The sequence below is a fragment of the Methylobacter psychrophilus genome, from assembly GCF_025583945.1.
GTDB classification, from domain to species: Bacteria; Pseudomonadota; Gammaproteobacteria; order Methylococcales; family Methylomonadaceae; genus Methylobacter_C; species Methylobacter_C psychrophilus.
This window is the reverse complement of sequence record NZ_JAOEGU010000056.1, coordinates 1-25,922: the sequence shown is the minus strand read 5'-3', so window position 1 is coordinate 25,922 and position 25,922 is coordinate 1. Positions and strand designations below refer to the sequence as shown.

At 46.1% G+C, this 25,922-nt stretch carries 24 protein-coding genes, 1 tRNA gene and 2 pseudogenes; 13 read left to right on the top strand and 14 right to left on the bottom strand.

The features are described from left to right. Positions 1 to 216 precede the first annotated feature (216 nt). Positions 217 to 600 (top strand): annotated as a pseudogene (locus N7974_RS17530) (IS1 family transposase); the annotation flags it as partial. Between the two features lie 5 nt (positions 601 to 605). Here N7974_RS17530 and N7974_RS17525 read toward each other — a convergent pair. Beyond that, a pseudogene (locus N7974_RS17525) lies at positions 606 to 1,028 on the bottom strand (transposase); the annotation flags it as partial. A gap of 153 nt (positions 1,029 to 1,181) precedes the next feature. Continuing rightward, positions 1,182 to 1,313 (bottom strand): hypothetical protein, encoded by a 132-nt coding sequence (locus N7974_RS20810; protein ID WP_394813128.1) that lies wholly within the window; start codon positions 1,311 to 1,313, stop codon positions 1,182 to 1,184. A 30-nt stretch (positions 1,314 to 1,343) separates the two neighbouring features. Between N7974_RS20810 and N7974_RS17520 the strand changes: the two genes are divergently transcribed. After that, positions 1,344 to 1,565 carry a DUF2490 domain-containing protein gene (locus N7974_RS17520; protein ID WP_262966855.1) on the top strand — a complete coding sequence of 74 codons (222 nt, stop codon included), beginning with the start codon at positions 1,344 to 1,346 and terminating at the stop codon, positions 1,563 to 1,565. 107 nt (positions 1,566 to 1,672) lie between these two features. On the opposite strand, the gene N7974_RS17515 is transcribed toward N7974_RS17520, so the two are convergent. Genes N7974_RS17515 through mobH form a run of 3 tightly spaced genes read right to left on the bottom strand, consistent with a single transcriptional unit; the run spans position 1,673 to position 6,593 of the window. Further along, on the bottom strand, positions 1,673 to 2,305 hold the full coding sequence (locus tag N7974_RS17515) for a DUF4400 domain-containing protein (protein WP_262966854.1): 633 nt from the start codon (positions 2,303 to 2,305) through the stop codon (positions 1,673 to 1,675). Between the two features lie 2 nt (positions 2,306 to 2,307). Further along, positions 2,308 to 4,134 (bottom strand): conjugative transfer system coupling protein TraD, encoded by a 1,827-nt coding sequence (traD, locus tag N7974_RS17510; protein WP_262966853.1) that lies wholly within the window; start codon positions 4,132 to 4,134, stop codon positions 2,308 to 2,310. Next, a complete protein-coding gene (gene mobH / locus N7974_RS17505; RefSeq protein WP_262966852.1) occupies positions 4,131 to 6,593 on the bottom strand; it encodes a MobH family relaxase in 2,463 nt (820 codons plus the stop codon). Before mobH ends, traD begins: the two co-directional genes overlap by 4 nt. Positions 6,594 to 6,766: 173 nt before the next feature. Between mobH and N7974_RS17500 the strand changes: the two genes are divergently transcribed. Together N7974_RS17500 and trfA are read left to right on the top strand one after the other, a co-directional pair. Continuing rightward, positions 6,767 to 7,063 (top strand): hypothetical protein, encoded by a 297-nt coding sequence (locus tag N7974_RS17500; protein ID WP_262966851.1) that lies wholly within the window; start codon positions 6,767 to 6,769, stop codon positions 7,061 to 7,063. A gap of 7 nt (positions 7,064 to 7,070) precedes the next feature. Further along, positions 7,071 to 7,973 carry a plasmid replication initiator TrfA gene (gene trfA, locus N7974_RS17495; protein ID WP_243217472.1) on the top strand — a complete coding sequence of 301 codons (903 nt, stop codon included), beginning with the start codon at positions 7,071 to 7,073 and terminating at the stop codon, positions 7,971 to 7,973. Positions 7,974 to 8,481: 508 nt separating this feature from the next. On the opposite strand, the gene N7974_RS17490 is transcribed toward trfA, so the two are convergent. Then, positions 8,482 to 8,952 carry a hypothetical protein gene (locus tag N7974_RS17490; protein WP_243217473.1) on the bottom strand — a complete coding sequence of 157 codons (471 nt, stop codon included), beginning with the start codon at positions 8,950 to 8,952 and terminating at the stop codon, positions 8,482 to 8,484. 47 nt (positions 8,953 to 8,999) lie between these two features. Further along, complete coding sequence (gene mobI / locus N7974_RS17485) at positions 9,000 to 9,500, bottom strand: conjugative transfer protein MobI(A/C) (protein WP_243217474.1); 501 nt, start codon at positions 9,498 to 9,500, stop codon at positions 9,000 to 9,002. Positions 9,501 to 10,024: 524 nt separating this feature from the next. Here mobI and traF point away from each other — a divergent pair. The 3 genes from traF (at position 10,025) to N7974_RS17470 (ending at position 15,711) form a co-directional block, all read left to right on the top strand. Further along, complete coding sequence (gene traF / locus N7974_RS17480; RefSeq protein WP_262966850.1) at positions 10,025 to 11,008, top strand: conjugal transfer protein TraF; 984 nt, start codon at positions 10,025 to 10,027, stop codon at positions 11,006 to 11,008. Then, positions 11,005 to 12,450 carry a conjugal transfer protein TraH gene (locus tag N7974_RS17475; RefSeq protein ID WP_262966849.1) on the top strand — a complete coding sequence of 482 codons (1,446 nt, stop codon included), beginning with the start codon at positions 11,005 to 11,007 and terminating at the stop codon, positions 12,448 to 12,450. Before traF ends, N7974_RS17475 begins: the two co-directional genes overlap by 4 nt. A gap of 63 nt (positions 12,451 to 12,513) precedes the next feature. Beyond that, a complete protein-coding gene (locus N7974_RS17470) occupies positions 12,514 to 15,711 on the top strand; it encodes a conjugal transfer protein TraG N-terminal domain-containing protein (protein ID WP_262966848.1) in 3,198 nt (1,065 codons plus the stop codon). Here N7974_RS17470 and N7974_RS17465 read toward each other — a convergent pair. The 4 genes from N7974_RS17465 to N7974_RS17450 form a co-directional block, all read right to left on the bottom strand. Continuing rightward, positions 15,708 to 16,127 carry a hypothetical protein gene (locus N7974_RS17465; RefSeq protein WP_262966847.1) on the bottom strand — a complete coding sequence of 140 codons (420 nt, stop codon included), beginning with the start codon at positions 16,125 to 16,127 and terminating at the stop codon, positions 15,708 to 15,710. The genes N7974_RS17470 and N7974_RS17465 overlap by 4 nt on opposite strands. 294 nt (positions 16,128 to 16,421) lie before the next feature. Continuing rightward, complete coding sequence (locus N7974_RS17460) at positions 16,422 to 16,985, bottom strand: FlhC family transcriptional regulator (RefSeq protein WP_243217479.1); 564 nt, start codon at positions 16,983 to 16,985, stop codon at positions 16,422 to 16,424. Beyond that, entirely contained in the window at positions 16,982 to 17,290 is a 309-nt protein-coding gene (locus N7974_RS17455) for a flagellar transcriptional regulator FlhD (protein WP_243217480.1), read from the bottom strand. The genes N7974_RS17460 and N7974_RS17455 overlap by 4 nt, the downstream gene beginning before the upstream one ends. A gap of 13 nt (positions 17,291 to 17,303) precedes the next feature. Then, entirely contained in the window at positions 17,304 to 17,924 is a 621-nt protein-coding gene (locus N7974_RS17450; protein WP_243217481.1) for a transglycosylase SLT domain-containing protein, read from the bottom strand. 584 nt (positions 17,925 to 18,508) lie between these two features. Between N7974_RS17450 and lexA the strand changes: the two genes are divergently transcribed. From lexA to N7974_RS17425, 5 genes are all read left to right on the top strand, one after another. Continuing rightward, entirely contained in the window at positions 18,509 to 19,138 is a 630-nt protein-coding gene (lexA, locus tag N7974_RS17445; protein WP_243217482.1) for a transcriptional repressor LexA, read from the top strand. Between the two features lie 28 nt (positions 19,139 to 19,166). Beyond that, a complete protein-coding gene (locus N7974_RS17440; RefSeq protein WP_256451974.1) occupies positions 19,167 to 19,301 on the top strand; it encodes a hypothetical protein in 135 nt (44 codons plus the stop codon). Between the two features lie 330 nt (positions 19,302 to 19,631). After that, positions 19,632 to 20,180 (top strand): type IV toxin-antitoxin system AbiEi family antitoxin, encoded by a 549-nt coding sequence (abiEi, locus tag N7974_RS17435; RefSeq protein ID WP_243217483.1) that lies wholly within the window; start codon positions 19,632 to 19,634, stop codon positions 20,178 to 20,180. Further along, complete coding sequence (locus tag N7974_RS17430) at positions 20,167 to 21,063, top strand: nucleotidyl transferase AbiEii/AbiGii toxin family protein (protein WP_262966846.1); 897 nt, start codon at positions 20,167 to 20,169, stop codon at positions 21,061 to 21,063. The genes abiEi and N7974_RS17430 overlap by 14 nt, the downstream gene beginning before the upstream one ends. A 201-nt stretch (positions 21,064 to 21,264) precedes the next feature. Beyond that, positions 21,265 to 21,555: a hypothetical protein gene (locus tag N7974_RS17425; RefSeq protein WP_243217485.1), complete on the top strand. Its 291-nt coding sequence runs from the start codon at positions 21,265 to 21,267 to the stop codon at positions 21,553 to 21,555. 267 nt (positions 21,556 to 21,822) lie between these two features. Here the strand turns inward: N7974_RS17425 and N7974_RS17420 are convergent, their stop codons facing one another. Both N7974_RS17420 and N7974_RS17415 read right to left on the bottom strand, forming a co-directional pair. Beyond that, positions 21,823 to 22,335: a GNAT family N-acetyltransferase gene (locus N7974_RS17420; protein WP_262966845.1), complete on the bottom strand. Its 513-nt coding sequence runs from the start codon at positions 22,333 to 22,335 to the stop codon at positions 21,823 to 21,825. Further along, positions 22,328 to 22,618, bottom strand: coding sequence for a type II toxin-antitoxin system TacA family antitoxin (locus tag N7974_RS17415; protein ID WP_243217487.1), 291 nt, complete (start codon positions 22,616 to 22,618; stop codon positions 22,328 to 22,330). Before N7974_RS17415 ends, N7974_RS17420 begins: the two co-directional genes overlap by 8 nt. Before the next feature lie 881 nt (positions 22,619 to 23,499). Between N7974_RS17415 and N7974_RS17410 the strand changes: the two genes are divergently transcribed. Next, positions 23,500 to 23,575 (top strand) — tRNA-Thr (locus tag N7974_RS17410). Positions 23,576 to 24,049: 474 nt separating this feature from the next. Here N7974_RS17410 and N7974_RS17405 read toward each other — a convergent pair. Then, complete coding sequence (locus N7974_RS17405; protein ID WP_262966844.1) at positions 24,050 to 25,354, bottom strand: IS4 family transposase; 1,305 nt, start codon at positions 25,352 to 25,354, stop codon at positions 24,050 to 24,052. Positions 25,355 to 25,922: the final 568 nt, after the last annotated feature.

Genomic DNA, 25,922 nt, shown 5'->3' with positions numbered 1-25,922 from the left:
GCGTGCGGGCTTTTAAATGTGGACTTACGGTATTTAGTATTGCTATGATTTCGTTCATGGTCAGTTTGGGTGCGAATGCTCTGTTAGAAGCGGTATTCTACCTTCTCTGACCTTTCTCCTTTCTCCTCCTCCTTCCTCCGATATCTATAAATTACTCATACCAATTGGCGAAGGTATTGTAACACGTTAAGAAATAAAGCCGTCAGTCTTGTTTAGGTTAATCCCAAAATAGTTGGGCTGAGTGCCAGCGGCGAACTGAACGTCAGGCTAGAGGACGCGGGTTATGAGGCAGAACTCGACGAACAGTGGTCTTATGTCGGTAATAAATCTAATCAACGTTGGCTCTGGCACGCTGTTGACCACGCTACCAACATCGTGCTTGCCTATATGTTCGGTAAGCGTAAGGATGTGGTTTTTCAAAAACTCAAAGCGTTACTTGAACCATTTGGTATCAAGCGGTACTACACTGATCATTGGGGAGCCTATGAACACCATCTCGACGCCGACAAGCATGAAATTGGTAAGCGCAATACCCAAAAAATAGAACGTAAAAACCTAAACTTTAGGACGTGGATTAAACGTCTGGCATGCAAAACAATTCCTGATTAGCAAGATGCTTCAGCCGACCGAAGCCATACCTCTGAACGAGGCCCAATGGCAATAGCCGCGACAAGAAGACGCGATGGAAGCTTATCGAGTTGGAAGCGGCTATTGAAGCGATAGGCAAATGCTGCCAAATAGTGCGAGGTGTGTTTTGCGAAGCCAAAGGCATGATAAGCACCACCCAGGCTGGTTTTTAGATTACCTAATATCGTATTAATCCAAAGAAATTCCGGCATATCTTTAAGTTTTCGACCGTCGACTATAATAGCCCGATGCTGACACCCAGCCTCGGATACCGCAGCAAAACAGCTCAAGCCATCAGAAAGCACGGAGCAATCAGGTACAAGGTTGATTTTAGCCCAGTCAGCAATGGCTTTTTTAGTGAAGCCGGAGACCGGTGTTAATTTGATGCGTAAAGGATGGCCATCGTCTCCTCCCGGCGTGATCGCGTTGCCGATCAAATACCAGTCTTTAATGCCGCTGATACGGAATAAAGGAACATCCGTTTTATCTGTATTGATACGTAATTTTCAGCTTAACAAGTTACCTTTTGCAAACTGAGCGTTATCGCTTATTCGTCACTTCCAGTTCCTCACTACCTGAGAAGTGCCGCATTCCGTAACGCGATAATCGGTATTGAGATCTTTCTTATGGCCTCCTCCGCGATTATGTAAATTGATGATTCGGCCATTGGGGCATTCCAGTTGCACCAGAAGATCGCCAATGTGAGGATGAGCAATATGAATATCGACAGCCTTAACAAACACAAAATCGTCAACCCTACGCGCTCAGGGGGACAATCCGGCTTTAATCAAAACCGTGCATTTGCTGGACTTGGCTGGACTTTTAATAAAAACCTCCGGGTCGAAGGGGGATATCTCAATCAGTATCTGGATGATGCGACACATACCAATAACACCATGCACCACTTGATGATGGGGTCTTTGTTTGCCAATTTTTAACTTTATTTGGCATAACCACTTTACTCGATAAACTTTCTATCTGTTAGGAATTGCCGGTTATTCTTAACGATGTAGCCCTATTTCCCCACTCAGTCTCTATAATCAGTTCAAATTCGCTTTTGGGTATTGGCTAACAACACATTCATGGCAAAAGCCACGACGAAAATACCTACCGGTATCGATTGCGGTGGTATCGGAAACGGTAGCGTTAAGCCCATAAACAATAGATACACCGCGCCCAGAATGACATAAAGGCTGTAGCGATGCGCCAGGGGACTGGGATAGTCGAAATTGGTCTGGCTGACTTTTCGCCGGATCAGTCCATCAACTACAAAAGGGGGTAAAGTTACCATGAAAAAGGGAAGCCATATCCATGCCATGATAAAGCGTTTGATCATTTGATATACAGTATCCATAAGCACATCTAGTCGGCTCTGGATAAAAGGAAATAAATCATGGCGACCAACATCTTCGAAACCTTTGGATAGCTGCCGTTCGCGCTCGGTCGGAATGAAGTAGCGGTAAATACTCTCCTTGATTCCGGTTCGGACAAAGAGCCGATCAAACCATTTTTGGCTGGTCTCCCGGATTTCAGATTCTTTCTCTACACCAATATATGCGACCAGCATCCGGTCTTCGGCGGCTTGAATTTCCCGTGTCCAGCGATCCGATACAAAGCTGGCCACCAGAATGATTTCTAATAGCCAGATCAACAGGCTGAGCAGTAAATTGCGCTGCATGGTCATTCATTAGTGGTATCGTGTGATGAACGTAGGATTGGTAGTCGCCCTTTGACGATTCGTCCTCCTGATAATTTGGCGATGTAATGCAGATCCGGCAGTTGCCCCAGTAACTGCGGCGCAAACAAATCACCTTCTTCTTCCATCAGGCGCTCACCAACATTGCCGGAAAAAACGCCAGGATGGGTAGCGCTGGTGGCGACGCCTTGGGTGCGCATGATATATTTCAGCCGGGTTTTGGGCAGATTGTCGGTAATGTACTGCTGGGTTTCGCTATCCATGATGCGCAGGGTAATCAGGTTGTTGACGTTACCGAGCACTTGCCGAGCCTTATCTTGGGAACCCGTGCGTGCCGAAAAGTCGGCAAAGGTTTGGGTGGCAATAAACAGCCGTATTTTAGCGCCGCGACCTTTGTTCAATACCTGGATAAAGGGATCGTTAATCACTTCAGCGGCTTCATCGACAAATACATTCACCGGTCTGTCCGAGACTCCGTAGTTATACCTATCACCGGCAACGGCAGCGAGATCGGCCAGTAGTATTGAACCGATGGCACTGCCGACCAGTCCATCCGATAGCGAATCCAGACCGATATATGCGACTTGGGCTTTTTCGATGATATGCCCCGTATTGGTGATGGGGCGACGATCATCGACATCATTGGGGTTGGGCGATAGCAAAGGCCCTAATGGGCCTGACGTCAGCATATTCATGATCGGAATCAAGGACGCGACCATCTTGCTGAAATGGGTACGATCATGTTCGAACAGGGATAATAAGCCCTCCAGATCAAGATTGGCAGCTTGCTGTTGCACCACATCGCGATAAAAGCGCACCAAGCCGGCGGCCTTGGAGTCGATGTCTTTGGCTGTTTTCAAATAGGGTCTGGCATCGCATCGCCAATCACCCAAGATGTTGTCGTAATAACGTTCTAAGGCCTGAATCACCAAGGTTGATGGACCACCTTCCAGGTAGCGACGCAATTTGGCTAAAGTTGGACGCTCTTCAATTACCATCAATCCTTGAATTACATTATCCAGTGATTTCTGTCCAAAGGCCTTAAAAGGATCAGTGGTGGTTTCGCCTGGTGAAATGGCGGTAATACGGCTGGCGATTTCCGAAGGCCGATTGAAATTATGTAAAGGATCCAAACGTACACTATCTTCCGGAAATGCTGGATGAAAATAGACAAACCGTTCAGGACGCTCCGCCAAGAGACAGGCCCGTTTGGCCGATGCCATTAAATCCTTGTCGCCTTTGGGGTCTATAATGATCACCGCTTCACCGCGCAGCACGGCTTGTGTTACCAGCAAATCAAACGCCCGAGTCTTACCTGCACCGGTGGTGCCGACGATCAGAGTATGACCGGCGGTATGTTGTATCGGTTGACGGACAGCGCTTTCCGAGATTTCCAGCCCATGTATCCAGGCTGAGCCCATGCGTTGATGATTTGTTGGAATCAGCGTAGAGATATCGCGTTTGAGAATTTCGTAAGCCAGTTGGGCATGTTTTTGCACCCAATCAAAGCCCCAACCAAACCATAACTCCTCCGGATGGCGTTTCACAAACTGTTTGAGTTGGTCGGCCTCCAGATATTGAAACTTGAATTGTCGAAGATGTCTTTTCCGGTACCAGAGATTCAGCGCAGGCGGCAGTCGCCACAATGCCATTACTCCGCAGGTACTCATTAGCCAGTCGAAAGGTTCACGCGGCAAGCCTGACCAATGATAGGTCAGATAGACGAAGACGGCATCGCCCAGCCAGCCGGCAATAGCGGTGATTTCGAATATGGGTCGCCAGGGGAATTGATAATCGTAATCAGATTTCATGGACTTATCCTGACTTTGATGCCGCCTTCATCAATTTGACAATCCGGGTGATTGGCCATTTCACGCAACAAGGCGCTACGCTTGAGTCCGGGATGCTGTTGCAGACATTGGGCTATCTCGGACTCTTCTACATTATACCAAGCTCTATCTGGCGTGGCTGGCTCTGAAACCGGTCTGGTTTTTTGCAGATGACTGATCAAGGCCATGACTGCCGGACTACCCACTAGAGTGTTGTGGTTTGAGTGCAGGGCAGCGGCTGTTTTCATTACAGCTTCCACAAGTTTTTTTTGTTTTTCAGGTTTTTGCGTAATGGCTGGCTCTGTTACAGATTGAGGTTTGGGTTGGGAGAACACTTCGGGTTTGATTGGCGTTGATTTTAACGATGTGGATTTGGATAGCTGTGTTTCTGCGGGTTTTGGTTGGTCTGTAATTAAAGATTGTTGTTGGTCATGGCTTTTTTCAGACTTTGCACTCTTGACCGATGACAGTTTTGTTTTCTTGTTCTTTGTGGGGGCTTGATTAATGATTTCTGAAGGCTGATTGGATGTTGCCGTGATTACCGGCAAGGTTAAAACATCAAGTAATTCCTTCAAAAAACCACTGGGCACTGTGGCCAATAGCAGTCCCCGCACCTGATTGATTACCTGTACTTTGCGCATCGGCGAGAGAATATCTGTCACCAGCCAGCCTTTCTCATCCAGAGTTTTGATGAAGAGATTGGGTTCAACATTAAGTTTTTGAGCGCAGCTCGGATACGGCAATAACCACTTGTCCTGGGTTTCCAACAGATCGACACCCAATTGTAAACGCTGTGCGTTGATTTCAGCGGCTAGTTGAATGAGCCATATTCCAGCCAGATCATGGGTATACAGCCAATTTCGGGCGCTGTCGATGCGGTCGGCCTCGGACTGATGAACGATGACTTGTTCGCTTATGTCATCAGGCTTGGATGGATTGTTTGTCCATTCGGTTTTTTTAGCGGTGTCGGCGACTGCGGTGGGTTTTACTATTTGTTGGGAATTGTCAGTATCGTCGCTTGTTGATTGGGTCATGATCAACAGGGGTAACGGCGTATCTCCACTTAGGTCATTATTTGATTGCTCCTGGTAGGTTTGAGTGGGTTGTTGATCAGACGAAGTCGCACATTCCGGGGTGCTGCCAGGCTTCTCAATCTGTACATCCGGTTGCAACACCTGTTGTGTACTGTTTTGTCCTGACTCAGCGTTAACGGTTTCTTCGGATGCTTCATCAACTTCGATTCCTTCTACTACGACTGGTGGTTCATTAGTGAAAATCAATTCGGCAGAGGCCAAACGCAGCATGTACAAGGTCACTTCCAGACTCTGAGGTTGCATGCGCCAATAACGATAATGCCGGCCATCCGGCAATATTTTGGGAATTGCCAGGCCGCGCTCGATCAGAATATCGGCCAAGGTGTCTTCGTCACGCGGAATGCCAGGGACTTTGTCTTTGATCAAGGTGTCCACGATGTCCCGGGCACCGCTGCGCCAGACGATATGCAGGCCTTCCTTGAACCGCCAGAGGCGTGCGCCTTTTTCGTTGGCCAGCCAGTGACCGGATTTGATCAAGCGTCGCATGGCATCGAACAGGTATTTTTCAACCGGCATGCCCATGGCCGAATCGACAGTGTGGGAGTGTGCTTTCAGATCGCGCTCCACGCTTTTGCAATCCGCCGTCATCACCAGTTCATACAATTTGGCACCACGATCCAGACCATGGATGGTTTCCAGCATCGCCTGCATGATGTCGGGGCCGGGAGCCAAGAGGTACGTTCTTGAGGCCCGTGTGAGTACGCGTTCGATCACCAAGGCGGAGAACTGTTCATGACGCTTGTGACGGTTTTCCCGCCAGCGTAAAAAGTAACGGTCGATACCGTTTTGGGCTGCCCAATCGGTCAGGTTTTCATCGCAGGGATTCCAGGTATATTCACCGTGTCGATCAACGACCGCCATATCGGAAACCGGTTTGCCGATGTCATGCAGCAAACCGGCAAAACAGACCGCGAGACGCCACCGGAGTTCTTGCTCCTTGCGTTCGCGGGGCGTAGCTTGAGTGGCAAACAAACAGCCTTGCGCGGCTTGTGTGGCCCAGTGCGCCACCTCCAGACCATGCCGAAAAAGCCCGCCGGCACCGCGATGATGATGCGACTCCGAGGCGGGTAACAGATGGCTGAAAGCCGCGTAACGCGCAATGACTGGTGCCGCGATGGTTTGGTAGAGGTCATCAGGCAAGGACAGTGCGTGTTCAATGGCGTTGATCAGGTCGATTTGAGTGTCCAGGATGCGATCCACTGGCGCAGCCGGAAGCCCCTTCATGAATGGCGGGTAACGCGGAATCTCCTCGTCGGGTGCTGGCGACTGCTCGGGTAGTAACGAGGGTCGGTCACCGAACAGGCTTTTTCCGTAGCGGTTGATAAAAGCAGTAATGATTTTTCCCATAGCGGTATAGGGTGGCAAAAATAGTTGATATGGGTCTTACAAAAAATTGTCAAACATGCAATTTTTTGTACTATCACAGTGCTTTGTTACTTTTAGTGTGGTGATTTTCTATTACACTCTGGAGAGTCACCATGAAATCCACATTACCGTACTACACCCTCCTCATCAGTGCCGTGTTGAACACGGGCTGCACCCGTATTGCACCATCGGCTACGGTGAGTGAAGCCGTGATTGAATCAATTTTGCCCTCAACACAACCTGAAAAGCCTTGGCGGCTGGATAGCGCCTGGCAAGGCGGTAGACTGGGCGGCTCCGCATTACGTGGATCGTCGATTGAGCATGTGATTCGACAAGTTGACAACAAACCGTCGAGTCTCCCTTCAGCGTCACGTTCGACTGTCATTAGGCTCAAGCCGGTTCCACGAGCGGTGTCTAAACCTGACTGCAAGCCCGACAGCGTGTTGAAGTGAGGTGGTTATGAAAAACTCGGAGTCTTCAGAAAAACCAGTAACCGCCAACGGTAAAAATTCTGCTCAGGACAGCCTGGACGGACTTACCGAGCGCTTCCAAAGCATGGTCCAGCGTAAAAAAGCACAGCTACACCTTGTCAAACCGGTGACCGCCACACCTAACTGGCCGGCGCCGATGCGAGGCACACCCAATGCCTGTTTACGCAGCGCGTTATTTGCCGGTATCCAGGGCAACGAGCGCATCGCCTACAAAAAGCGCACCTTACTGGCGTCGGTGGACGGTATTGAAGTCCGCTTTCTGGGTGTACAGCTTAACCAGTCGGATCTTGATGTCTGGATGCAAATTGTACATCTGTCCAGGCAACAGTTGCCGGGCTACAATGTCTGCTTCAGTGCTCATGCCATGCTGACTGCATTGAGCAAAGGCACCGGCAAAAGCCAGCATGAGTGGCTGAAGGAATCGATGGCAAGACTCGGCGGCGCTTTTGTGGAAATGACTTTCCAGGGTCGCGACAGCTTTGGTGAAAAAGGCTTTCTGCGTTATTACCGAGACGAGACCACTCAGCGTTATGTGGTTGAACTCACTGAATCGATGCTACGACTTTTTGAGGATGGCTACACGTACATTGAATTTGAGCAGCGGCAAAAACTGCGTAAACAACCGTTGGCATTGTGGCTGCATGGATTTCTGTCATCCCATGCCGCGCCTTATCCGTTGAAGATCATCACGCTACACAAGCTAAGTGGGAGCGTTACCCGAAACCTTCGGGACTTCAAACTCAGGCTACGTAAAACCTTGGAAACGCTGATCGCAATTGGCATTGTTGAAAGTTTTGTGATTGACGAGGACACGGTAAAGATCAAAAAAATTCCTACCCCAAGTCAACGACGCCATCTGAATAGTAAATAAAATGTCACCAAAAGCACGGCATTCGACTGACGCACTTTTAGGCATGTCATTGACCCTGAGGCACGGCATTCGACCGACGCTGGCACGGCATTCGGCTGACAGAGACACGGCATTCGACTGACACTCCACGGCATTTGACTGACACAAAGCACGGCATTCGACTGACAAATGGCACGGCATTCGACCGACATCAAGTCGATTTGTTGAAATCGCTGCAGGCTTTTTCAGTCATGACTTGTAGCAATTTCCAAAGCACCAAAAAACAGCCTGCTAATCTATATATAATCTTTTTTTAATCTTAAGAAAGGGAAAGTATTTTTGTGGATATGGATAACTGTGGCAGTTTTGATCGGGGGCGCTGTATAACCGAGTAATCACCTGAGTAGGCCGGTGAGTTTAAAAATCGGCAATTAATGAATTTTCATTCTCCAACGTACACTGTCCAAGCTAAAAATCCAGGAAACGAGATTTTTAGCTTGCCCAATGATTATACGAGCTGACTGACTTGTTAGTTAAACCAGGCAGAAAATCGTATTTTCGCTTCGGCTTTGAATTGCTTCGACCAGCGATAGATAGACGTATCAGTGATTTTTTGATGTGCCCATTGCAACCAACCGTTGATGGTGGTGTAAACAACCCGCAGGAACGTAAAGGTCATAAGTTGAGGCTTGGTTAAAGCAAATACCCTAGCCACCAACAAGGTACCGAGTAGCTTTGCCAATAATTCCAGCAGAATACCTTGCATAATCAAACCATTCGCCAATAATATGAATGCTACAAGATTAATCGGCATGACTATCAGTAGTGGAATGGTGAACGTCACCAGTGCCATGGTTCGTGACGTCTGACTGAGCCATTGTTCGAATGCTTCCAAATTCAGCCATCTGATTAGCGAATGCCCAATGACTGTCAACAAATCCCAGAGCCATTCTTCAAATATCAGGATAATAGCCAAGAGCGAAAGCAGAAATTTTTTCATGGTTGGATTAAATCGAGTTTAAAATCTGTATTGTAAGCTTGAAACGTCTAGTTTGAATCAAGGATTTTAGTGATGGGTAAATCAAAGCCGGATTGTGTGGCTTTGCGATAGCTCTGCACAGCATCACGAATTTTCCCTAACAAAGCATTCTGCTTTCGGATGTCGGCAAATTCGGTTTCTAATTCTTCTACCAAATCAGCTTCCCATTCAGGTTCGCCTTGCAGGAGACGAGCCAAGGGGTAGTGATAACCTGACCCTTTTTTGACATAGCGGGCTATCGGTTTGATGCGTCCGTTCTCTCGAATTATAGCCATCCGAAACCACTCAATGCTGAATGAGAGACAGGCTTCGCGCTTTCGAACACGAACGCCTATCCGGGCTTTTTCAGAAGCAGCATGGTTTTTTTGTTCCGCTTTCAATCGTCGCCAATAATCGTCGACCAATATTCGGGTTTCTACATGAAGCTGATCTACTCTAGCTTCAATCCAGGTCAATACATCGTCTTCCGTTAATGTGGATGGCAGTTTATTCGCAGGTTCATTGTTCATACTAAAATCCCTAATACTTAACTTCAGGGATTTAGGTCTTGAATCCCTAAGTGATTTCGTGGTCAAAACACGGTGTTTTTGCTGCTAGGACAGCGCCAAAACGGCCTTCATGTCTATCAGATTTGTACACCCTAAATCCCTATTGTATTAGGAGTTTAAGGTGCAAAATGCTGTGTTTTCGAAAGATTAATCCCTAAGTAACGTCAATCTTCCAAAATCCCTAATTAGGGATTGAACTGTCGCTTTTGTGGGCTTTTTTGATAGTTAAATCCCTAATCAATAGGGATTTAAGCTAACCATTCCACTGTGAACTTAAGCTATGTAGCCCTTCACAGCAATCACAAATGCCATGCAATTTTATTTGGCTTCTGCAATTATGCTTTCGCAAAAAATCGGTGATAGGCGATTTTTTACGCCAATACCACTCGAACCGCTGGCCGTGAAACAGACGCAGGTTACAAAAAAATGCCATTTAGCGCATCTTTTGTAACCACTCGCAGTTAGTTATGAGGGAGAATCTCGCTATGAACCGAAACTTAGCCTTATTTCTGATCATGATGACTTTATTGCTTCAGGTAGTTACTACCTGGGGTATGGATGTCGATGAGCCTGGTGTTTCGTATTTCACAGACAAGCAACGTGGTTGGTTCTGGTACGAAGTCCAACCGGAACCGGTGGTGAAACACAAATTTTCTCTGCCTAAACCTGCGTCGAGTGTACCTCTAATCACCAAGACACCGCCAAAGCCGATAACTCCTACGGAACCGGAACCGCTTACTTCTGCATGGTTGCGTAAAAATATGGAAACCTATCTGAACAAAGCGATTGATGATCCCAGTCATGAAAACGTCGCGGCGTTTTATTACCTGCAACGGGTGATGATGGACAAAGCCGAACGCTTTACCAATACTGCCCGCTATGTAGTGATGTCAGATCCGCAGTTGGATGAAACGGTAAGGCGTCCGGTTGCGACCTATGCTGCCAATACAGCCAATCATCAAGCGAGCGTAATGGCTGACCGAGCCTTGAAAGATATTGCCGGCGTTGCCGGGATTTTATTTTTTTTTCGTTCTGATTGCCCTTATTGCCATGTGCAGGCACCGATTTTAAGCATGCTTGAAAAAGCTTACGACTTCAACATCTATGCGGTATCACTGGATGGCTTGGCTATGCCAAATGGCCTGTTCGGCAACTTCAAGCTGGATCAGGGGCAGGCCGCCTTATTGGGCGTTGAACAAACCCCGGCGTTATTCCTGATGAAACCGCCACGTCAGATTGTGCCGCTCTCGCAAGGGGCGTTGTCACTGGAAGAACTCACCAGTCGCATCCTGCTGGCGGCCAAGGAAGCGGGTTGGCTCGATGCGGCACAGTATCAAACCACCCAAGGTCTTCGTGCCACCCCGCTGTTATTGCCAACGACAGGCAGCATAAGCGCTGCAACAGCGCAAGAGCCGCTGGCTTTGATTCAGGCGCTTCAACACAGTGCGCAAGTCGGCAGTACCCCATGATTAAAGCTGTACTCAGGCACTTCGTTATTTTTTTTCTGCTACTTTTACTTCAGAGTTTGGTGCCTGTTTATGCCGATTTACAACAGGAGATGGATGGCATGTTTGGCACCCTAACCAACGTTACCGCACCGACGGCGCATATGGGGCAGCGCCGAGGCGTTATAACCGGTGGCAGTCTGGTGGCTCGCAACAGCATTAGCAATACCAACTTGGTATCGTTTGTGCCACCCTCTTTCAGTGCCGGGTGCGGCGGCATTGATTTGTTCGCCGGTAGTTTCAGCTTCATCAATTTCAATCAATTTGTGCAATTGTTACGTAATGTCGCAGCCAATGCATCAGGCTATGCCTTTCAGCTGGCAGTGGGGGCGATGTGTCCCTGGTGTGCGTCAGTAATGACTGATTTGCAAAAGAAAGTCCAAGAGCTTAACCAGATGTTCAGCAACTCCTGCCGACTGGCCCAAGGTATGGTTAACGATACCGTTAAAGCATCTGACTTGCAAAGTAAGACGAATCTCTCCAATGCCTCGTTTACCCAAGGTATCAGTGATGTGTTTTCCAGTTGGACCAATACCAGCACCTTGGGTGATCCTGTACAGCAGGTCAAACAAAATGCCCCCAATGACATGATCCAAAAAATCCAAGGTAATCTGGTTTGGCGAGCATTAATCAATCAAAATGCCGGAGCCTGGTTTCGTTTTGGCGGTAACAGTCTGTTGGAAGCGGCTATGAGCATTTCCGGTACGGTCATCGTTGATGCGCCACAAGCCGCTGCCGACGGCAAGGGTGAAAACAATCCGGTGAGTGCGCCCCCGCCCATACTTCGTATCAAGGACTTGCTGTACGGCAATGATGCCGGTAACAGTTATCAGACTGTTAACCTCTACAGTTGCTCGGACGGTCATGGTGCTGACCAATGCCTTAAACCTGTAGTTCAGAGCGTTACGTTGGTCGGTTTGAAACAACGGGTAATGGAGATTTTACTGGGTTCAGCCACCAATGGTAACGGTCTGATTATGAAGTTCTCGACTAATCAAGGACAAATCACTGCCACCGAGCAGGCATTTATGCAAACCGTACCGGATGCCATTGGCGGCATGATTCATAATCTGGCCCGTGAGGATGTTGGCATTGCCAAACTTTGGGCGGAGGAAGCGGCACCGGTGATTGCCCTGGAACTGGCGCAATTGATTGTCAACGATTTACTGAGCGCTGTGCAGACGGCAGCGCAGATTAACGATCATGCCTATGCCAAGTTGCTGATGGCGTCTCTGCAAGACGCTCGTGAACAAATTCAAGACGAGTACGTCACTATTGCCGGTCGTTACGGCAATCCACAAACCCTGATGGCGTTTTATCAGCAGCTGATGAATACCGTCAAACCGCGTCAATATGGCACTGTCGCGCAGATGCCGGCTACTGGCACGGCTTGGCCAACGCCTTAACCGTTGATAACGTCCCTAATGCTAACGGCTATTCGACAGTATCTATCCTGAGGCAACAAACCTATGTTCGAAATCTTCTCCGTGGGCGATTCGGCCTATTTGCAAGTGGTACTCAATGCGGTAGCTATGCTTTCCGGCACCGGTGATTATCGCACAGCAGCCAGTGTGGGCGGCTTGATCGGCGTAATTATCATCATGCTGAGGGCGTTAATGCAATGGGATGGTCGTGGTATACGCTATCAGGATCTGTTGTTGGCGTATGTATTGTGGCTTATGTTGTATGCGCCGTCAGTTAAGGTTTTGATTGAAGACGCCTATACCGGCAGTGTGGTGGCAGTCGATCATGTTCCCCTGGGGCCGGCGGCGGTGGGCAGCGTGATGTCCAACATGGGCTATCGCACCACCCGCTTGTTTGAGCAGGCTTTTGCCATGCCGTCGATGACCGGCCATGGTTTTGCCGATAGTCTGCAAACCTTAACGGCGGTACGCAAGAATCTGTTATCCCGCGTTGACTTGGGGGCTGCCAATGCACCTAATGCCGGCAGCGACATAGAAACTTCCTTTGCCAATTATGTTCGGGAATGTACTCTGACCGGCGTGGATTTGAATCTAAAATCGGTCGATGCGATTCTTCGTGATGCCGATCCGCTCAATGCCATTCGCTTTGACTCCGACATTTACATGACCGCAATCTATGTTGGTGGCCAGCCAAAAACCCTTACCTGTACGGATGCCTGGACGGATTTGGGAGTGGTGACAAATGGCGCTTTCAGCACTGCACTGGAAAGTCTGTTGCAGGAGATTTTGGGAGTACCTTCCGCTGCCGACACCGTGCCGAAAATCCAGGACGCCTTTGATGCCTTGGCAGGGCAGGGCGTCATTAATGCTGCCGATTACCTGTTGATGTCGGCCATCATGCCGATGTTTGAAAAGGGCGTCATTGGTCGTCACGAAGATGCGATGCACTGGACCAAAGCGTCCATGATAGAACAAGCCATCCAGCAACGTAATACCCAGTGGGCCGCGGAACAGACCTTGTTTTCCAAAATTGTTCGACCCATGATGGCGTTTATCGAGGGTTTGAGTTATGCGATTGCGCCGATTATGGCATTCGTGGTCCTGTTCGGTAGTGTGGGCTTACGCATGAATATCAGTTACTTCTCCATGCTGTTATGGATACAACTGTGGATGCCGATACTGGCAGTGATCAATTTGTTCATCAATATGTCGGCGGCCGGAAAAATGACGGCGTTGACTTCAGCCAACTACAATCTACCGTCGATGATGGGTATTTATCAAATGGACATGGAATTGCAGCAATGGCTGTCCATTGGCGGCATGTTGGCCGCGTCAACTCCAGCCATTACCTTGATGCTGATTTATCGTGGCGCAGTTACCGCCACGCATTTTCTGGGACGGATGGACGGCGGTGATTATGTCAACGAGAAAATTGCTACCCCGGATGTCATAAGTCCGGCACCGGTATTGAATGCCCAACCCATGCATCAGTATAGTCCGTTGTCGGCAGTGACGATGACTGGCAGCGACAAAGTGCTACCCAGCTTTACAGCGGGCCGGGATATGAGCGCAGCAGTGTCTTCCGCTCACCATGCGTCTGAGCAGGCTACCAGCAGTTTCATGAACAGCGTGTCGTCAACGGCGTCCAAATCCAGCAGTATTACCAATGATGCTTTTGACAGTCGTTCATTGGGTCAGCAAATCGCCAGCAATACTAGTCATACTGATGCCTATAATCGTCAGTTCGGTGAAGCCTTTGCCAAAAAACATGCGGACACAGGACTATCGGCTGATCACTTTTCGGCGCTGGTGGCGGGTAGTGCCAATGCCGGTGCCAAGCTGTCAAATGAACGCTTAGGTGCCGCCATTTCAGGCCGGTTACAAAATGACTTTAAAGTCGGTCAAGACAAAGCCGACACGATTGCCGCTGATATTACGCAAACCGTGAACGACAGCGAGGGCTATCAGGCGGGCTTGGCGAAAAGTCTGGCTTTGGATGCGCAATCCGGTACACGCAACGTGGCATCATTGGGTTTACAAAAGCAATCGTTGTCCTCGTTACAACACAGCGCCACCGATGTCGTTTCCGCATCTGAGATCTACCAACAAACGCTATCGGCACAACAGCGCTTTGGCGCCCAAGCCAGCTTTGGTGCCGCAGAGACCGGTTTGAAACTGGCCAGTGACGGTGCCTTGATGGAAAGGTTGGATCTCACACTGGATCAGTATGGGCTACGCGGTGATGCACAGCGTCTAGCCTCGCAGTGGAAAGCGTCCGGTTGGATAGCTGACAGCGATCAGGCCTATGCGGCAGCGGGCATATCTTTGTTAACCGGCTTTTCCTCACCCAGTTACCGAACCCTGGATAACCAGCAGTCGCGTAGCGCCGAAATATCTGGTTACCAGTTATTAGGCGATGCATTTCACGCGCCAACAACGGATTCAAAGTGGAATCCTGTTAAAAACGAGAGTCTTAAAACCCAGGCTCCAGAAGTCGGAAGTGTGCAATCGATAGTTGAAGACGCAAACCTTATTGATCCCCGTCAAGAAGCTGAAAGTGCTACGCCTCGAGCGCAAAGCCAGATCAGCAGGACGCGCGGTCGAATGGCGACGGGTGAGAAGGCTATTGAGGCAGATCATGCTCAGAACCTCAAGGCAACAGATCAGCATTCGAGCGAGGGCTTTGCCGAGATGGGGGAAATCAAGGTCGAACATTTTAGAGCGGCGATTGCATCGGCTGCCAACAATACACCGTCTGCTGCGGAGTTTTCCTACAACATGCTGGGCGGCAGTGTTTATAATACGGCTAAAAATATTGAAGCTGTTGGTTCGGCCGGTAATCAAGGCCTTAAAGATTTTATAACCCATGCTGAGGATGCCTATGCAAAGACAGATGATTTTTGGGGTGCCATCAAATACGGTGCCTCACAATCCTATTCCGGCTTTAAAGAAGCAACGCAAACCTGGGCTGATCAGCGGGTGAATGAGGTAGCCGACAAACTAACGCCGAACCAACAAGCCTACTACCGTGCAGCCATGTTTGAAGCGTTTGCAGGAATCGCTGTCGTAGGTGATTATGGGGGCAGCATGGGTGAGGCAAGGCAGCGATTGCTAACTGAAGAAGGTTACACAGAGGGTGACAACATCGCTAAGCTGTTAAGAAGTGCAGCAGGACAAAACAGAACGGATCTGATTGATCAGATTGGTAATTTTAACCGGGCACGCGGACGGGTTAACTACTAATTTTTCAATTTTTGCCTTGTTGGTTTTAGTGCTTGAAACAATCCGGCGATGAGGCCGCGTGCCAACATGAAAAAGGAAAATTGAACAATATAAGGGATGATATTAGGATGCTTGATAGCGATAACCATTGCCATCAGAACTAATGCCGCCCAATAGTAATTGCTCTCATGAGACAGTCTTGCGGCTATTTGCTCGACACATTGAAATAGTAGTTCTGCAATCGCAAAAGCTGTGAAGATAATGGTTCCGAAAGCTGCAAAGAGAGATAGGGTGTTGGGTAAGATTCCCCGATGACTTGTAAACCATAATAATCCGAAACTTAAAGCCACAATTGCAAGCCATTTAAAAGCAGAAAACGACAGTGTATGTGTGTGAAACCGCTGCATGAACTGTTGAAGCCCACTGGAAAACTTCATGAAAGTGGTTCCACAGAAAGGACAACTGGATCGCAACGGCTGACCATAATAGCTGATTACCCGAGGCACCATGGTCCTGTTGCAGGCGCGGCAATTGACAGTGGCATGCTGGCTGGCATAGAGGGGTTTTACCGGAGTATCTTACAGAGGCCGGGGTGATAATTTGAAGCGCTTTGAATGGGATGTAAATGAGGACATTATTGATCTCTGGCAGAACTCAATCGAGTAATGATACTTCGATTCTGATGAGTTGCCAAGCCCCTGTTTGTCCTGCTGGAAAATTGATATCTGCTGTTAAATTATCCGTTGAGCGCTGTCTTTTTTGCGCAGATTATCCATCATGCAAATCTGGCAGGTTGGCGGAAATTTGCTGTTATAGATAACGAGGGTGTCGCCATGACAGCTTTCACAATACTGCAGGGCGGCTAAACCGATTTTAAGTGCTTGAGCGATAACCCAGGCTTCGCTGAAATTCGCAGGGCGCACTTTGCCATAAGGCCTGCGTTCACGAATCTGGTTAGGGAAGGTTTGACAAAAAAAATCCCAGGCAAAAATGATGGCAGGCACATCCATTTTAGTCCTGATATCGACTTGGCTGGCACTGCGATAAAGCGATGTAAACAACGATAGGTACAGGAATGATTCCCTAACTTGAGGAATGGCATCGATGGCTGGCAGCAATCCCGACTTTGGACTTTCACCGTGGTGGATGGCACGATAAATATTGCGAATTTCCGGTAAGCTGATGCTGTTAATAAGTTGACTGACATAGGATGTTCTTAGTTTTCGTTTGAGCAGTTCATAAGCCAAGCACTTGTTTTGAAGTTGCTCTTCATAGGATAAATCTTGATCTATCATGACTTGCTGCCGGGTTTACCCAAAAACATCCGCAAGCGACGTGCTCCTTGTTCAAAGTGTTCGTTGCCCACAGGTTCGTTACCTAAGAAGGTCGGCCAGGAACTGACGGGAAATCGGGGGGCAAAATTGAGCACATCGCTGCGTGCCAGTGCTTTCAACTGGTCAACCGGCATTTTAGACAAAATGTTAACCGCTTCCGGCGTTAAGCCCAGGCTAACCATGGCTTGTTGGGTACGACCGGATTGAATTAACTCATGGGCCAAGATTAGATAGTCCAGATTCAGGTTATAGATATTGTTATTCATCGCGCTAACCCAATTAGAGCACTGCCCGGATTTGATCGGCAACGGCCAATACCTTTCGACCATAAGCGATTGCCGCACTGACATTCTGCCAACTGTGATAGCGGCCTATCCCTAAAACCAGATTGTTGGGAGCGGACTGGATTGCTTCCGCTAATACTAAAGCACCAATTTGTAGATTGGTGACAGGATTAAGCAATTGCTCGGGCTTTTCGACTCGATATCCCTGCCAATGTAGATTGATTTGCATGAGTCCTACATCAATATTGCGACTGCCTTCGGCAAGGGTTTTATTTAAGAGAGTCTGTGCTTCCTGTTGGGAGGCAGGGATAATCGATTTACCGGATTTGTTGATGGCCCAAGGCCATGGAGTTACCTGGTGATTGGTAATGCTTTTGGCAGATTCAACCAGGGCAACGGCGTATAAAATGTAAGGATCCAGTTGATGACGGTGGGCTATTTGCCACCAGAGTGTGTTATGAAGATGGTTGGTGAAAGGCGCTGTTCTTTTTTGGGTAGTTGCAACAATAGAATTTTTTAGTAGATGGTTTTTCTCAAGCGCCCAGCATGATTCGCCAAAAATAATAACGCACAAACAGAGTAAAGCTGAAGTAGCAATTTTGGTTGTTTGTCGCATACGCCGAATCTGCCAAGTTTCAACAAAGTGTGGGTTCGACGATTGATAGTAGTTTTGTAAATTAGTGTTCAACATGGCAGACAAGCATTATAGATAATGATGTCAGTCTACTGGATTGATACCATTTCTATACGTTCGAAAAACGACCGTTTACATCCTTTTTAGGAAACTTGATTGAATTGATACTATTCAATACCAACGTTATTAATTTGTTGAAAATGCGCGAATACATCGGAGTCTAATTGCTACTTGATAAACGAGAGGGTAAATCTTATTTTAAAGCGGGTATGAGACTGGATGTTTAATCCGAGTGACTTCAAGGTATTTTAGGTCCAGATTTTTCTCGATGTAATCATTGGCAGGGGAGGGGAAGCCAGTCGCGACTTTACCACTGAATAAGAGGAAACGCATCACACAAAGCTGTAGTGTTGCTAATAGCACAGTAAAAGCAGTCATGGGCATAGGTACTCGGTAAGGGCAAAGAATATATTTAATGTTTTCTTTTTGTTCTCTTTTTTATTGCATCTTAGTTTATTTTTGCTAAAATGACAAAAAACTTAAAGAAGATCGAGATACCACCACCTATGAGTGTATTAACCCGGCGACAACGAGAGATTTTCAATTTTCTTCGTGACAACACCGACAGTTTTTCTCGTCCGCCCAGCCTCGATGAGCTCTGCGCTGCGCTTGGTATGGCCTCGCGCGGCTCTTTGTACAAGCACATTATGGCGTTGATTAAAGCGGGTCTGGTAGAACCTTTTGCCGGGAATAAACAAGGCGGTGTTCGCCTGACGACCTCTCAAGTACAGAGCGATGATTCTATTACTGAGCAAGGTCTACCTTTTGTCGGTTCAATTGCCGCCGGTAAGCCGATTGAAGCATTAGCAACCGTCAGCTACATGACCGTCCCGGATGTACTGAAAACCGATAAATCCTGCTATGTGTTGCAGATTAAAGGCGACTCCATGATTGAGGCCGGTATTTTTGATGGCGACTGGGTGGTTATAGAGCAACGTGACTATGCAAGTAACGGGGAGATAGTGGTCGCCTTGATCGACAACGCCGAAGCCACCCTGAAATACATTGAGCAGGCTGCCGAGCAAGTGTTGCTGCTACCTGCCAATGCCAATATATCAGTGTTGTCTTATCGTCCCGAACAAGTTGTAATTCAGGGTGTGTTAGTCGGGCAAATGCGTAGTTACCGGTCACATTAAGTACATTCATATAACGAGGAGAAGAACCATGGCACAAAGAATTCACATGCACGATCAGGTCTTTAATAAAGTTGACGATATTATGAGGCATTACAAAAAAAAGCCGGTAGAGCACTTGGTGCAACGAGTAAAGCACTTTATTAAACATACTTTAGTTATTTGAAAGAGGTGTTGGCGCATGCCAATAGTTGATAGAGACTACAGAATGCTACTTTTTTATTCTCGGATAACCTCCTTGTCTCTTTCCCGTATTGTAAACAAGGTGTCTTTGAAACAATATGTGACTATCCATAAATGAACGAACAACATTAAAAAATTTACTATGGAGTTTTTGAGAATTTTATGTAGCGTCACACAATTTGTCTCATGAGTCACATACACCTTTTTAATATGGCATGAATAGCGTTAGTGTCAAAATGATAGAAATCAAAAACATTGAAAATAACTCATCACTAAATTACACTAAGTGAAATTTAGTGATGAGTTATTTTCAATGCAACCTATACGGCGTTTAATGCAAAGCTTGGCTCAGTTAGCTGGTCCCGAGCATTATCTTTTTACTCCTGATGACTTGAGGGCTATTTTGCCTGATCTGACGGAATCGGCTTTTAATACGCTTTTAAGCCGTGCTACCAAGCAATGTCACTTGATCAGATTATGCCGAGGGCTCTATCTTTTTGATAAAGTTGCACCCATTACCGGACTTTTATTGTTTCATGCCGCAGCAAGATTACGTGCAGATTATTTAAATTATATTAGTCTGGAAACTGTACTTAGTGATTCGGGCGTTATTTCTCAAATACCGATCAATCGAATTACCGTTATGTCATCAGGACGGAGTAGTGTAATTTCTTGTGGTCGGTGGGGTTCGATTGAGTTTGTTCATACCTGTCAAAAGCCTCAGGAACTCGTTGGTCAAATATATTATGACACTCGCTGCAAGCTTTGGCGTGCCAAGGTGCCCCAAGCGTTGCGTGATATGCGGGCAACCCATCGTAGTACAGACTTGATAGATTGGAGTGTTGCCAATGGGCTTGTTTGATCAATTGGTCGATGAGGCATTGAAGAATCAGCAAGAGTTAGCGCCACTGCGCATGGTGGTCGAGAAAGAACTGCTACACCACGATATTTTGCGGGTGTTAAGTCAATCAGGCATGTTGGCTCAACTCACCTTTATTGGTGGTACTTGTTTACGCGCATGTTATGGCTCTAATCGACTCAGTGAAGATCTTGATTTCACGGGAGGTGCCAACTTTAATCGGGATAGTTTGACAGCTATGGCAGACGTATTGGTAACGAAAATGATGGCCAAATACGGTCTTGAAATTACAGTGAGTGAACCAACTCGAGATGTAGGTAACGTTGATACGTGGAAGTTGAAGGTGCAAACGCGACCGGGGTGTAAAGATCTACCGGCTCAGAGAATCAATATTGATGTGTGTGCTATTCCAAGTTATCAACCACGCCCTATGCTTTTATTAAACCCCTATGGCGTTGAGATGGGTACCAGTGGTTTAATTCTGCAAGTTGAAAGCCGGGAAGAAATTTTTACTGACAAGCTTTGTGCCTTTGCACTTCGACCCAACCGAATTAAGAATCGTGATTTATGGGATATAGCCTGGTTATATCAACAAGGTGTAAAACCACAAATGGACTTAATTCCAGTAAAGCTAGCAGACCATAAAAGTGATCCTCAGCAGTTTTTGGATCTGTTTGACAAGCGTTGTGCATTACTCAAAACAGATCCCAAGGTAGCGTTAGAGTTTAGAAAAGAAATGCGACGTTTTTTACCTTCTGAATTGGTCACTCAAACTGCAGATCAGCAAGTCTTTTGGGATTTTCTTACTAACCTTATCAATGACTTATCCTCGCAAATTCGGCATTCTTTATTAGAAGAGAGGCTTGTCTCCGGATTTCAGATGTAAAGCTTAATTCGAGTCATGAAGCGAGTTGTTCAATTAAGATATCGACAAGGCATTTGAAGCTATTTAGCTTGGAAAAGACATAACAATTGACGCGATTTTTATAAATACTGTCATATAACTGATTTAAGTGGCGCGAAAAAAATATTGTGTGCCAAATAAAATGGCGCGATACTGCATCTCACGACACAAAAAGGTAAGTGAATGCCAAAAATTTTTTCACTTCAAGAAGATACTTTTGGACGTGACATTCTTAATCGCCTGCTCATTGATTTTTCGTGGGCATCTTCTGTACTGGAAGGAAATAATTATAGTCGATTAGACACAGAGAGGCTGATCAAGTTTGGTCAAGCAGCTGAAGGTAAGGATGCAATGGAAACCCAGATGATCTTAATCACAAATCTGCCATTGAATATCTGGTGCTTGATACCGAGTACGCTGGCGTTAACCCGGAAACTATTATTGTTTTGCATGCCTTTCTTTCCGATGGGCTGATGCCCGACCCGATGACCTGTGGTCAGGTTCGCAATCGCGCAGTGGATATCGGTGGTAGTGTCTATCTGAAATGGTTTATAAAATCGACTATTAGATATTAGATATTAGATATTAGATATTAGATGGCGATTATTTTACTTATGGGAATGGCAGTTAATGGGATGTATTATTTCCAAATTATTAATAACTTGATGTTCAAGTTTTTAATTCTTGATTTTAGAGAAATCCATTGAATAAAGCCTTATTTAGTCTCTGGGTTTAGGCCCCTCATTCTGAGAGACTGGAAAACTTGATGAGGTCGATGGCGTAAGTAGGCGTTTCAATTGGAAGGCGGATAAAGCCGTGATGCAAATAGAAGGCTTCTGCCTCGTAGGAAATGGCGTGAACGATCAGAAGGCGAGCAGATACTTCCTGAGCAGCACGGGCAGACCTTTGTACAGCATCATTCAACAAGGCTTTGCCTAAGCCTTCGCCTTGCCATTTTTTATCGATGGCTAAGCGTCCAAGAATGACCGCCGGAATTTGTCGGGGCATATTCCGGCGCATAGAGCCAGTAACGTCCTGATTAAGAATCTGGCCCATGCAAATAGCGAAGTATCCTATTACCTTAAGCGAACCCTGTGGACAAACGACATAGGTTCTGCTTGCTCCCGTCGCCATATTATCAAGTGCTCGATCTCGTAACCAGCTATCTAACGCTTCCTCACCTGATTGGAAGTCTTCTAAATCGTGACTTGTGGTTAGATAAGCAGGTGAGCAAAGCCTTTTGTTTTCACTCATGCGACCACGGATATTTAGTTGCAATCAAACGCTTCATGCCGTCAATTTGTTCTTGTGATGCAGGCGTGTCTAGTAAGCCCAAGATTTTTTGAAATGCTTGGTTATCAACATAAATGGAGGTTTGATCAAGAATTACGTTCTTAGCCTCTTTCAGTGCAGATGCCATCATGAATTGTGAGCGGTTCAAACCAAGCAATTCGACTGCTTGGTCAATAAGCAATTTATCATGGGCACGGGCACGCAAGTGGATATTTACTTCGGCAGTGGCGTGTTGCGTTTTCATTGGCTTGTATCTGTTGAATAATTGGTTAATGTAAAATTAGTCTAATGTGTTGCTTTTGTCAACACAATAAATCAGGTGGTTATCGTCAACTGACTGAACAGAGCAATTGTCGCAGAACAGCCAGCACAAAATCCCGAAATTGATGATTGGTATAACTTGATGTTAAAATTTTTTTGGCTTGACTGAGGCGGTCTAGATAAATCGAGGAATTTTCGTCAATGCGTTCAGGTGCAATATCATAGATGCTTAGCTGTAAGGTCTTATTTAAAATAAAGAATTAAAAACTTGAACATCGAGAATAAAGCAAATTTATCCCGCGATTGTAATATTGTTATCGATTATATCTACTCGTAGTCATTCTTATCTAAGCTAAAAGTGAATTTTTCCATTTCTGTATTCAACTCTCCATGAATTGCTATGTGTAGTAAATTTGTCACTACGTTGTAATTAGTATGAAGTAGAATGTAGTAAATATGTAGTAGATCAGAGCTTGGCGAGATCTGTAACTAATTGAATATTAAGTAATTTTTAATGTTTTTGCTTGTCTGGGGGACAAGGGGTCACAGGTTCAAATCCTGTCGTCCCGACCAATTGAAACAATGACTTACAAAATATAGATTTTGTTAAAAAGAGAAAGTAACGTTTTCGGTACAACATCCGGTACAACAAATATTAACACTTGCCAATTATTACCAGCTTTATACATCCGGCAACCTCTGCCGAAAATAAATAAAATCGCCCCATCACTTGCCTAAATTTTGACCAATAAAAATCGGTGTCCTCCATTTTTATATTTCCGGCAAGCTAAATCAATTTGCGCTGAATACTACCAGTAGATAGTTAGGTTTGCCGGTGAATATTAATGTAAGATTAGCATTAAAGCCGATGTAGCTCAGTTGGTAGAGCAACTCATTCGTAATGAGTAGGTCACGAGTTCGACTTTCGTCATTGGCTCCAAAGAATACAAAAACATTAGGTATTTTCACCTATGGCTAAATAATAAAATAGTCCGGGCGATGGCCAACACTGTAAATAAATAATACCCTTTTTCTTGTCGGCAATTGCTGCCGGATTTCAGGAAAAATAAAACCGGTGTTACCCCAGCAAAACTTTATAAGCCTAAATTATTAACCGTTGGTTTTTGTGTCCAAGTGCTACCGGCTTCAAGCGTTGCCGCTGTAATTTTAAAGACGCTACAAACTCAATTAAGCTTCCTTTTTTGCGCTATGGGTAGCGTGGTTTGTGTGGTGTTGCTTTATCATTATCGCGCCACCAGTGGGCTTTTTTTGGCTGTGCTGTGCCGGTATCAAGCGGAAGTGTAGCTGAAAGCCTCGCATGTAGCTAATATGCCGTAATTAAGGTTGCCCCTAATTTCAGATAAAAAAATCGGTGTTACCCCAATGTCATTAAGTTAAGACATACCTCATTGATTTATTTAGCTCTCTTGTAACTGCAATAAAAAATTCTGTTTTTCAATTTTGAAGTCGATCTACTATAACTTCTTCCTCTGCGTATAGGCTCTATGGTACAGGCTATATAATCAATCAGTGCCTCAAGTTTGCCCTGCAGTTTACGAACTGAAAATAGAAGGAGTTCAATCAGAGTATTTTTCATTTTGGAAAGCGCCTGTGCAAAATTAACTTGGTATTCGTGTTTGCGATGAGCCGTTGCTTTATCAACCTGTTGTTGAGCAGCATTGGCGACCATAGCAGTAAGATTGGTCGAAAGGACCTTGGCATAAAAATCCTGTTTAACGGACAAAACTGATTTGCCGGAAAAGTTCTCGATTTCTACCCACTGCTTAAGGCGTTTGTAATTTTCTTCGGCACCCCATCTTAGGTGATATAGCTCCTTCAATTCACAGACTGGAAAGGCTTGCTCATCCATCAGGTTAGTAATCAGTACTTCAACTTCGCCATCCTCCAGCTCAACGCTTACCAGACGGAGCTTGAGGGGTTTCGTCGGTAAGCCTTTTTCTATGCATTGATTGACTGAGCGCTTGTTGGCTTTGAGGGTGATCACAGTTTGTGTTTTTCCACTCTTGGCAAACTCTTTGTAGAGTAGACTTTGGTTGCTTTTGGCACGCATACAAAAATACCGATCTGTTGTCTCATAAAAGGCGTACAACCAAAAAGCATTATAACCCCTGTCTAAGATAGACAGGTCCTTAGAATGAGCATAATTTAAATGGGCCGCAGCACACTCCCGTTCAGATGCGGTTGTGTGGTTGATACTGGAATCAATACTGATGTGGTTAAGGACATCATAGTAAACGGACACAAGTGCCAAGGGACAGTCTTTCTGATTATCCTTACCAGGATTTACCCCAAAGGCCTTAACTATATTAGGTTCGTTTGGAACCCTGAACTGCGAGCCGTCAATGGCGCAAAGCCTGAAGCCATGCCAGGTTTTGAATTCAGTATGGGTGGCATAATAAGCCTCAACCGCTTGCTGGTTAAGATCAATGAAAGCGGTATAAGAAAGCTGTTTGCGTGCTTGGCTTAGCGTGGACTTAGTAACTACTTGAAATCGTGGATTGTCGGGGTTCGCTATGTTAAAAAAGTTATCCAATTCTTGCTGATAGGAACCCTTCGTTAAGTTCAGAAAGTAAGTGAGGAGTGTTGGAAATGAGAGTTTGCGAGTTCTGCTGAAACTGGTTTCAGTGAGGCGGTGCTGTATTTTGAAGGTTTCGCTGGAGAGGGTTTCGTTAAGTAGATTATAAATATTTTCTAGCAAAGAGCTTTTTTTTCTGACATTCTAACTTCCTTTTTATATTTTTTATATAAAATAAATCATATCATATTCAATATGTTGGAGCTTAACTTAATGACATTGGGTGTTACCCGGTTTAGTTTGTTTGGCACTGCCCGCCAGCTATCGGCCTTTAAGACATACACTATTTGCTGTCTTGGTGGCATCGAGTTGTGCTTCCCATATTTTGCTCGCAACCCAGAGTGCCAGTCGAAAATCATCCGCCTCCGGCGGTTTTTGGAGGAAAGTCTCAGCCTTTTTATCGTCGATTTTCAGTTGATCGAGAATAGCGCTTTCTGGATTGTTAACGAGCTCAACTATGTCCGTTTCATCATCAAAAAACAGGAGCCCCAGCGCTTAAATAAGCATCGGGAACAATTCCCCTTTCATTTCGCATGCCCAGAGTATGAAGCATTCTATCGGGGGCGTATTGCCTCACATAATAATCAAACTACTGGGAGACCCCATACCTCATCAGCCCCAGTTTCGATTTTAATACTACTTTGCGTTTTTAGCTTCACTATTTTGGAGTGATTACGTCAGAGATTTGGTG